The 8,979-nt window shown below is 65.6% G+C and carries 8 protein-coding genes; 3 read left to right on the top strand and 5 right to left on the bottom strand.

Annotated features, from left to right (window positions below):
* Window positions 1-69 (bottom strand): neutral zinc metallopeptidase (locus DBR12_RS22485; RefSeq protein ID WP_233244253.1); only part of this gene is annotated, 69 nt, incomplete at its 3' end.
* A gap of 136 nt (window positions 70-205) precedes the next feature.
* Here DBR12_RS22485 and pcp point away from each other — a divergent pair.
* The 3 genes from pcp (at window position 206) to DBR12_RS01990 (ending at window position 3,648) form a co-directional block, all read left to right on the top strand.
* Entirely contained in the window at window positions 206-880 is a 675-nt protein-coding gene (gene pcp, locus DBR12_RS01980) for a pyroglutamyl-peptidase I (RefSeq protein WP_108615716.1), read from the top strand.
* 96 nt (window positions 881-976) lie between these two features.
* On the top strand, window positions 977-1,936 hold the full coding sequence (locus DBR12_RS01985) for a delta(1)-pyrroline-2-carboxylate reductase family protein (protein WP_108615717.1): 960 nt from the start codon (window positions 977-979) through the stop codon (window positions 1,934-1,936).
* An 11-nt stretch (window positions 1,937-1,947) separates the two neighbouring features.
* The gene (locus DBR12_RS01990) at window positions 1,948-3,648 is read left to right on the top strand and encodes a diguanylate cyclase (protein ID WP_108615718.1); all 1,701 of its coding nucleotides are present in this window, start codon (window positions 1,948-1,950) and stop codon (window positions 3,646-3,648) included.
* A gap of 232 nt (window positions 3,649-3,880) precedes the next feature.
* On the opposite strand, the gene dcd is transcribed toward DBR12_RS01990, so the two are convergent.
* The 4 genes from dcd to DBR12_RS02010 form a co-directional block, all read right to left on the bottom strand.
* A complete protein-coding gene (dcd, locus tag DBR12_RS01995; protein ID WP_015012892.1) occupies window positions 3,881-4,453 on the bottom strand; it encodes a dCTP deaminase in 573 nt (190 codons plus the stop codon).
* 85 nt (window positions 4,454-4,538) lie between these two features.
* Entirely contained in the window at window positions 4,539-5,837 is a 1,299-nt protein-coding gene (gene guaD / locus DBR12_RS02000) for a guanine deaminase (protein ID WP_108615719.1), read from the bottom strand.
* Window positions 5,838-5,930: 93 nt separating this feature from the next.
* Window positions 5,931-7,031, bottom strand: a complete 1,101-nt coding sequence (locus DBR12_RS02005; RefSeq protein ID WP_108615720.1) for a BMP family ABC transporter substrate-binding protein — start codon at window positions 7,029-7,031, stop codon at window positions 5,931-5,933.
* A gap of 147 nt (window positions 7,032-7,178) precedes the next feature.
* Complete coding sequence (locus DBR12_RS02010; RefSeq protein ID WP_233244252.1) at window positions 7,179-8,807, bottom strand: methyl-accepting chemotaxis protein; 1,629 nt, start codon at window positions 8,805-8,807, stop codon at window positions 7,179-7,181.
* Between the last annotated feature and the right edge of the window lie 172 nt (window positions 8,808-8,979).

Below are 8,979 nucleotides of genomic sequence, written 5' to 3' on the forward strand. Positions count from 1 at the left end.
GCCCCCACCTCCACCACCACTGCGGCGGTCTTCCACGTTGTCGGATTCGCGATTGCCTTCCCATTTCATTCCGGTCCTCCTGCGCCCTCCTGCGGGTGGAAGGCCATGCCGGATATTACGCGCCGCTCTGCTGGCGATGCAGCGAACTACGATGTGCCACCATGCGCGCATGCCCGCTCGAGCATGCCCCTGCCACAGTCCCGCCATGATCAACGACACCCGCCACCTCACGCCCGTACCCGACCCGGTGATCCTTCTCACGGGCTTTGACCCCTTTGGTGGCGATCCACTGAACCCCAGCTGGCTCATCGCCCAGGCGCTGCAGGGTCAGCGCATTGGCGGCTACCGCGTGGTGGCCGCGCAACTGCCCACGGTGTTTGGGCAGTCGCTGCAGCGGCTGGCGGCGCTGGTGCACATGCACCAACCCGCCATGACGGTGTGCCTGGGTCTGGCTGGTGGACGCAGCGCGCTCTCGCTGGAGCGCATAGGCATCAACATTAACGACGCCCGCATTCCCGACAACATCGGCGCCCAGCCCATCGACACCCCCGTGGCGGCGGAGGGACCCGCCGCCTACTTTGCCAGCCTGCCCATCAAGGCCATGCTGCGCGCCGTACAGCGTGCGGGCCTGCCCTGCGAGGTGTCGCAGACGGCGGGCACCTTCGTCTGCAACCACGTGCTCTATGGCCTGCTGCACCTACTGGCCCAGGGCACAGGCCCGGCCGGGGCGAGGGGTGGCTTTGTGCATGTGCCCTGGCTCACCGCGCAGGGGACTCCCCACATGCCGCTGCGCGACATGGTGCGCGGCGTTCACGTCGCACTGTGGGCCGCTGTGCTCGCCCCCCAGGACATCACCTTGCAGGCTGGGGCCACGCACTGAGGCAGCCCATGGCCCGGGACCCCGGGGATGCCCTGAAAAATGGGGGTTTCCCTATCAATCAGCCCTGAAACGCTGGCCGCTGTGTACAGTCAGGCCATGTCTTTTGCTTCCTCCACCCCGGCCACTGGCGCCCTGGATGCTGCGGCGACCGCGCAGCAGCTTCCATGGTCGGCGCTGGCCGACGAAATTGCCCTGCTGCTGCGCGACGGCACCGTCTCAGTACCCGCACGCAGCGTGTTGCCCCTGGCCCAGGGAGGCAGTCTGTTTCTCATGCCCGCCACCGACCGCAGCGTGGCCATGACCAAGCTCATCACGTTCACGCCCGCCAACGCGGGCACCGGGCGCCCCTCTATCCAGGGTGATGTGGTGGTGTTCGACATCGCCACCGGTGCGCGCCAGCTGGTGCTGGACGGCCCCACGGTCACTGCCCGGCGCACGGCAGCTGTATCGCTGCTGGCGGCGCGGCACCTGGCGCTGGCGCCTCAGGGCCCCTTGCTTATCGTGGGCGCCGGTGTGCAGGGCCTGGCCCATGCCGAGGCGTTTGTGCAGGGGCTCGGGGTGAAGGAGGTCTGGATAAGCTCACGCAGCATGGCCAGCGCCGAGACGCTGGCCTCGCAGGTGCGCGCGATGGGCGCACAGGTGCGGGTGGTGGCCGACGCCGACGCAGCCCTGGCCCACTGCCCCCTGGTGGCAGCATGCACAACGGCCAACAGCCTCGTGCTGCACGCCACACCCCGGCCAGACGCATTTATCACGGCTGTAGGCGCTTTCACCCCCGCCATGGCAGAGCTGGCACCCGCGCTGTGCCGGCATGTGGCAGAGCACGGCAGCATCGTGGTGGACACGGCCGACGCCTGCCACGAGGCGGGCGATTTGCTGCAAGCAGGGCTGGACGTGGCCGCCCTGCCCGCGTTGCGAGACGTGGTATGCGGCGCATGGGCGCCCCGAACTCCCGCTGGACCGGTTTTGTTCAAGAGCTGTGGCTGGGCCGGCTGGGACCTGGCCGCCGCTCGGCTGGCCTTGCGCCAGGGCGCCAAGCACCCCCCGGCCACCTGAGAGGCCCGCCCATGGCCCTGCTCGCGCGCTTTTCCGCCCACAGCCTGCGCATGCAGATTGCACTGGTGTTCGGCACACTGGTCATCGCACTGGCCGTGCTTTTGTCGCTAGGGTTTGGCGAGCTGCTCAAGCACCGCATCCAGCGCGATGCGGGGGATTCCCTGCAGGCCGTGGCCGAGAACGCAGGCAAACTGCTGGCCACCGGACTGATGCAGCGCAGCCTGGAGGCCGAAGTGCTGGCCAGCGCCGCCATGGTCTGGTCCGCAGGGCTGGACTCGCCCGAGGCCCAGCACATGCTGGCCCGCAGCCAGGCAATGCAACCCAGCAACCTGTGGATCGGCGTGGCGGACGCGCAGGGGGTGGTGCGCAACGCCACTGGCGGCCTTCTGCTGGGCCACAGTGTGGCGCACCGCCCCTGGTTCGAGCGCGGGCTGCAAGAGGTCCATGTGGGCGATGTGCACTCTGCCCAGCTTCTCGAAAGCCTGCTGCCCCCCACGGCTTCTGGCGAACCCCACCGGTTTGTGAACTTCGCCGCACCCATCCGCATTGGCCCCACCACCGTGGGCGTGCTGTGCATCCTTGGCGGCTGGGAATGGACGCGCGAAGTGCTGGAAGGTCTTACGCCGCCTACCTCGGTAGAAAACGCGGTGGAACTGTTCATCTTTGACCGCCAGGGCCAGATGATCCTGGCGCCTCGGCGGCACGGAACCATGCTGCAAGCCGCTGGCCAACGCCTGCCCGAGGGCTCCTACATCAACAACAACCGCGATGGCGGACGCCTGCAGACCGCCGTGGTTCCCTGGCTGGACGGCAGGCGCTACCTCACAGCCGCCACGCAGTTGCAGCCCCGCAATGCCGCCAGCGACCTGGGCTGGCGTATCGTGGCGCGCCAGCCGGTCGAGTTGGCATTTGCCGAGGCCGAGCACGCCGTGCACATGGCCCTTGCCATCGGCCTGACGGCAGCACTGCTGGCCTCGGCGCTGGCCTGGATGGCCGCACGTCGCCTGAGCGAGGACCTCAATGCGCTGGCCGCAGCCGCCAGCGCGGTGGAGGAAAACCGCCCGGGCAGCAACATCCCGGCGGTGCACAGCAACCACGAGGTGCACCAGCTCTCCCAGGCGCTGGGCCGCATGACGCACCGTCTGTTGGCCGCCCGCGAGGCCATGGAAGAAAAGGTGCGTCTGCGCACCCTGGAGCTGGAGGCCGCCAACCGGGCCCTTGACCTGCAGGCACGTACCGATGCACTCACCGGACTGCTGAACCGGCGCGGGTTTGAGACACAGATGGCGTTTGCACTGGCGCTGGCCCGGCGCAGCACCCGGCCGCTGAGCTTGATTGCAGTGGATGTGGACCATTTCAAGCGCGTGAATGACACCTACGGCCACGAGGCCGGGGACGAGGTTCTGCGCAGGCTGGCGCGCACGCTCGAAGCACGGCTGCGTGGCTCGGACGTGATCGCCCGGCTGGGCGGTGAGGAATTTGTGGCACTGTTGCCCGACACCGACCTGGAAGGCGCACGTGCAATTGCCCAGACCCTGGTCACAGCCATGGCCCAGCAGCGGGATCCGATGGTGGGCACTATCACCCTGAGCGCAGGCGTGGCCAGCATGCGGAACGCCAACGATACCGGCGCCGCCATCCTGCGGCGCGGCGACATGGCACTCTACGAAGCCAAGGGCCAGGGCCGCAACCGGGTCTGCGTGGAGGCATGAGAGCCTGTAGAGGTTCAGGTTGCAGCGGCGCAGACGATACGTTGGCTATCTGGACTGTGGTGCATCGAAGTGGACCTGCAACTGGGCGGCCAGGTGGTGCAGTTCGCCATCTGCCGCCCCACGCGGCGGCATGGTTTCATGCCAAAAACCACGCCGTGGCCTGCCATTCAGCCAGGCGGCTGAGGCCACGAGGACGAGAGCCCGGGGGCCCCACCGTGCCCCCGGGGCCAAATCAGGCCTTGGGCAGCGTCACGCCCACCTGGCCCTGGTACTTGCCGCCCCGGTCGCGGTAGCTGACCTCGCAGACATCGTCCTTGTCACTCTCGAAGAACAGCACCTGGGCACAGCCCTCGCCCGCGTAAATGCGTGCGGGCAGCGGCGTGGTGTTGCTGAACTCCAGCGTCACATAGCCTTCCCACTCAGGCTCGAACGGCGTGACATTGACGATGATGCCGCAACGCGCATAGGTGCTTTTGCCAAGGCAGATGGTGAGCACGTTGCGCGGAATGCGAAAGTATTCCACCGTGCGGGCCAGCGCAAAGCTGTTGGGCGGGATGATGCAGCTGTCGCCTTCAAAATCGACAAAGCTCTTTTCGTCGAAGTTCTTCGGGTCCACGACGGTGCTGTGGATGTTGGTGAACACCTTGAATTCGGGCGCACAGCGGATGTCGTAGCCGTAGCTGCTGGTGCCGTAGCTGATGATCTTGCGGCCCTCGACCTCGCGCACCTGGCCGGGCTCAAAGGGCTCGATCATGCCGTGCTCGGCTGCCATACGGCGGATCCATTTGTCGCTTTTGATGCTCATAGCAGAACTCCCTGCGCAATGGCCTGGCTGCTTTTCATGAAAACCGCCGGGCGCTATTAAATGTGTAGCTGAAAGCGCTTGATGATCAGGCGCGGGAGCCGTATTTTGCTTGAGAAATCACCGTTTGCTCTACCACCCGATCGTCGCCCAACACGATCAGGGCAAACAAAAGCTCATCCAGATTGCGTGCCTGGCTGCTCTTGCGCGCCAGCAGCGGCGTGGCCGCCGGGTTGAGCACCACAAAATCGGCCTCGCAGCCGGGCTGCAGGTTGCCCACCACGCCCTCCAGGCCCAGCGCCCGGGCGGCGCCCGCCGTGTGTTGCCACCACAGCTGCTGGGGCGACAGGCTCAGGCCCTGCTTGGTCTGCCCCTCTCGACCCACGTAATACGCCGCCATCATCGTGTGAAAGGGGCTGAAGCTGGTTCCTCCACCCACGTCGCTGGCCAGGCCATAGCGAAAGCCCACGCGGTCAGCCCCGGCATAGTCAAAAAAACCGCTGCCCAAAAACAGGTTGCTGGTGGGGCTGACGGCCGCCACTGCACCGGTGTCGCGCATCAGGGCGCGGTCATCATCGTCGAAGTGGATGCAGTGGGCGTACACCGACCGTTCGCGCATCAGGCCGAAATCGTCGTACACCCCCAGGTAGCTGCGCGATGCAGGGAACAATTCACGCGCCCAGCGGATCTCGTCCAGATTCTCAGCCACGTGCGACTGAATCCACACGTCCGGGTAGCGCGCAGCCAGCTCGCCCGCGCCGCGCAGTTGCTCGTGTGTGCTGGTGGGCGCAAAACGCGGGGTGATGGCATAGCCCAGTCGGTCCACACCGTGCCAGCGCTGGATCAGCGCTTCGGTGTCGATGAGGCTTTGTTCGGTGTCATCGCGCACGCCATCGGGCGAATGGCGGTCCTGCAGCACCTTGCCGGTGATCAGGCGCATCTGCTGGCGTTGCGCCTCGGCAAACAATGCATGGGCGGACTCGGGGTGGGATGTGGAAAACGCCAGCGCCGTGGTCACACCATTGCGCAAGAGTTCGGCAATGAAAAACTGCGCCACCTGTTCGCTGTAGCCGGGTTCGACAAAGCGGGACTCGTGGGGAAACGTGTAGTTCTCCAGCCATGGCAGCAGGCCGTCGGCGGGGGAACCGATCACATCGGTCTGTGGAAAGTGGATGTGCAGATCCACAAACCCCGGCGCCAGAATGCGCCCCGGCAGATGTACCACGGGCTCGCCGGCAAACTGCGGCGCCAGGGCCTGCCAGGCACCCGCCGCCAGCACGCGCTGGCAGCCCAGAGCATCGGGGCCCGTGGCCAGCAGGCCATCTTGGTCATACAGGGCAGTGCCATCGTCGGCAAAGCGCAAAAGGGCGGAACGGTATACAGGCATGGCGGCAAGCTTAGCGGCAGGGGGCGCAGTTTGTATATGCAGCGCCCCATAGTGGATATGGGGGTTCAGAGAGCGCCGGTAGGTCGTGCAGGCTCAACGGGCCAGCTTGCCCACCACGCCCTCCACCAGCCAGTTCATCTGCAATATCTGTGCATCCGACAGGGATTGGCCCGCCGCAATGCGCTCTTGCCCGTCGTTGTCGCGCACTGGCGCCTTGCCTGCGCGAAAGGGCTGGAGCTTGCCCGCCCCAATGGCCTTCTGGGCGTTCAGCACCTCCTGCTGCACGGTGGCAGGAACCCGGGGGCCAAAGTCGCCCACGCGGATCATGCCCTCGCGCACGCCGCCCCACAGGTTGGCACTTTTCCAGCTGCCGCTTTGCACGGCCCGCACCCGCTCGGTGTAGTACGCGCCCCATTGGTGCGTCACAGCCACGATCTGGGCGTCCGGTCCGGTCTTTCGCATGTCCGAGTGGTAGGCCACCGCCATCTTGCCGCGCTCCTGCGCCGCCGCCATCACGGCGGTAGAGCCGGTGTGAAAGGCAATCACATCCACATCCTGGTTGAACAGCGCCATGGCGGCGTCGCGCTCTTTGGGCGGGTCGAACCACACGTTAAGCCACACCACCTTGACGGTAGCCCGGGGGTTGACCGAGCGCATGCCCAGCGTGAAGGCGTTGATGCCCTGCAGCACCTCCGGGATGGGGAAACCCGCCACAAATCCGGCCACGCCGGTCTTGCTCATGCGGCCTGCGGCGATGCCCGCCAGGTAGCGGCCTTCGTAGTAACGCGCGTTGGCCGTGGCTACATTGGGCGCGGTCTTGTAGCCGGTGATGGACTCGAACTTGACCTGGGGGTAGTCCAGCGCCACCTTGAGCGTGGGCTCCATGTAGCCAAAGCTGGGCGTGAAGATGATCTGGTGTCCCGTGGCCGCCAGGTCGCGGATCACGCGCTCGGCATCGGCGCCTTCGGCCACGTTCTCGACGAAGACCGTCTTGACCTGGTTGCCCAGTGCGGCCTCGACCGCCTTGCGGCCTTCGTCATGCTGGCGTGTCCAGCCCGCTTCGGTGATGGGCGAGACATAGACGAATCCGGCCTTGACAGGATCGGCAGCGCTGCCCTTGGCGGGTGAGGCCTGCGAAAAAACGGGGACGAAAAAACAGGCGGCCACGAGCGTGGCTGCGAGGTTTTTATACATGGTATTCCTCTACATGGTCCTGATGAAAACAAACGTGCGAGCCGCAGGACGACGGCTCGCCGTGGAGTGAATGTCCGCCGAGGACTTTCTGGTGTGAGAAATCTTTCTGTCAGCGGGGGCGCCCCATGGGCATGAACTGCCGCGCGCTCAGCTCACACGCAGCGGCTGCCCGGGCTGTGGTGCAGGCAGGCCATATGCGCCAGAAACGTTGGAAGCGCTCTGCACCCCGTTGCCTAGGCGGAACGCCCCCACCACGTCGGACAGGCGCGAGGCCTGATCCTTCAGGCTCTCGGCGGCGGCAGTGGATTCTTCCACCAGCGCGGCATTCTGCTGCGTCATCTGGTCCAACTGGCTCACGGCCACATTCACCTGGCCAATGCCCAGGCTTTGCTCGGACGCCGCGGCGCTGATCTCGCCGATGATGTCGGATACGCGGCGCACTGAACTGACGATTTCGGTCATGGTGCTGCCGGCGTTCTGCACCAGCGCAGAACCGGATTCGACCTTCTCCACCGACACGCCGATCAGTGTCTTGATTTCCTTGGCCGCGTTGGCCGAGCGCTGGGCCAACGAACGCACTTCGCTGGCCACCACCGCAAAACCGCGGCCCTGCTCGCCTGCGCGCGCTGCCTCCACGGCAGCATTGAGCGCAAGGATGTTCGTCTGAAACGCGATGCCGTCGATGGTGCCGATGATGTCGGCAATCTTCTTGCTGCTGGCGTTGATCTCGTCCATGGTGTTCACCACTTGTGCGACCACCTCACCACCTCGCTGCGCCACCTGCGCGGCCGATGCAGCCAGCTGGTTGGCCTGCACAGCGGAGTCTGCGCTCTGGCGTACGGTGCTGGTGAGCTCTTCCATCGAGCTTGCGGTCTCCTGCAGGCTGCTGGCGGTCTGCTCGGTGCGTGCGCTCAAGTCCTGGTTTCCGATGGCGATCTGGGTGCTGGCGGTGGAGATGCTGTCCACCACGCCACGTACTTGCCGCAGCGAGCTGTGCAGCGCGCTGCGCATGGCATCCAGGGCGCGCAGCAGGTGACCGGTTTCGTCATTGGCGTAGCTCGCCTGGGGAGCGCCGGTCAGGTCCATGTTAGCGATGGTCTCAGCAATTGCTTCGGCCTGACGCAGCGGGCGCGTGATGCTGGTGGTCAGCAGCCAAGCCAGCAGAGCGCCCAGCAGCAGCGACACGCCGGTGCAGATCTGCAGCAGCAGCGTGGTCTGGGCGCGCAGCTCCTCGCTGCGCTTGCCGGCGGCGTCCAGCTCAGCTCGCTGGCCTTCCACCATTTGCTGCACACCCGCAAGGTAACTGCGGGACGTAGGTTCAAACCGCTCGGTAAAGACCTTGTTGGCGTTCTCAGCATCGCCCGCCTGCTTGAGCTTGCTCACTTCCTCGCGGGCCGCCAGGTAGTCCTTGCGCAGCTCTCCCACCTTGGCGAAAAGCTGCTTCTTTTCTGGCGTATCCATCTTGGATTCGATGAACTTCTGCAGCTCATTGGTTTCGCGGATCGACGCGGCCGTGGCGGGTGCAAAGTAGGGAATCAGGCTGGCGTCACTGCTCTTGGCAATGGCCGCAGCACGCTGCACGCCCGATGTGGTGTGGCGCAACCAGTCCGAACCCGCGCGCTCGGTCTTGATGTTGTCGTCGACCATGGCGTCGATCTCCTTGCCCAACTGGCTGAGCTTGACCACGGCCACTACGCTGCTGGCAAAAAACAGCGCCAGGATCAGGCCCAGCACCAAGGTCAGGCGCTTGCCAATGGAGATTTGACTGAGAAACATGGGAGGACTCCAAGAAGGGGAGGCATGCCATCCGCGCGCAGCACAAAGGCGCGTCGGGCGGCATTGACGGTGATCGACTACCCCTCAGGCCCAGGGGCCGGAGGCAAGTCGAACGAATACTTATTATTTTAGGGGTTTACCCGCCCGCCCCCTGCCGCGCGGGAGACTGCAT

The sequence above is a fragment of the Acidovorax sp. HMWF029 genome (genome assembly GCF_003060895.1).
Lineage (GTDB): Bacteria > Pseudomonadota > Gammaproteobacteria > Burkholderiales > Burkholderiaceae_C > Acidovorax.

Excerpts from the sequence above, each read along its gene's own strand:
- pcp (WP_108615716.1), top strand. The coding sequence starts at position 206 with ATGATCAACGACACCCGCCACCTCACGCCCGTACCCGACCCGGTGATC.
- DBR12_RS01985 (WP_108615717.1), top strand. The coding sequence starts at position 977 with ATGTCTTTTGCTTCCTCCACCCCGGCCACTGGCGCCCTGGATGCTGCG.
- DBR12_RS01990 (WP_108615718.1), top strand. The coding sequence starts at position 1,948 with ATGGCCCTGCTCGCGCGCTTTTCCGCCCACAGCCTGCGCATGCAGATT.
- dcd (WP_015012892.1), bottom strand. The coding sequence starts at position 4,453 with ATGAGCATCAAAAGCGACAAATGGATCCGCCGTATGGCAGCCGAGCAC.
- guaD (WP_108615719.1), bottom strand. The coding sequence starts at position 5,837 with ATGCCTGTATACCGTTCCGCCCTTTTGCGCTTTGCCGACGATGGCACT.
- DBR12_RS02005 (WP_108615720.1), bottom strand. The coding sequence starts at position 7,031 with ATGTATAAAAACCTCGCAGCCACGCTCGTGGCCGCCTGTTTTTTCGTC.
- DBR12_RS02010 (WP_233244252.1), bottom strand. The coding sequence starts at position 8,807 with ATGTTTCTCAGTCAAATCTCCATTGGCAAGCGCCTGACCTTGGTGCTG.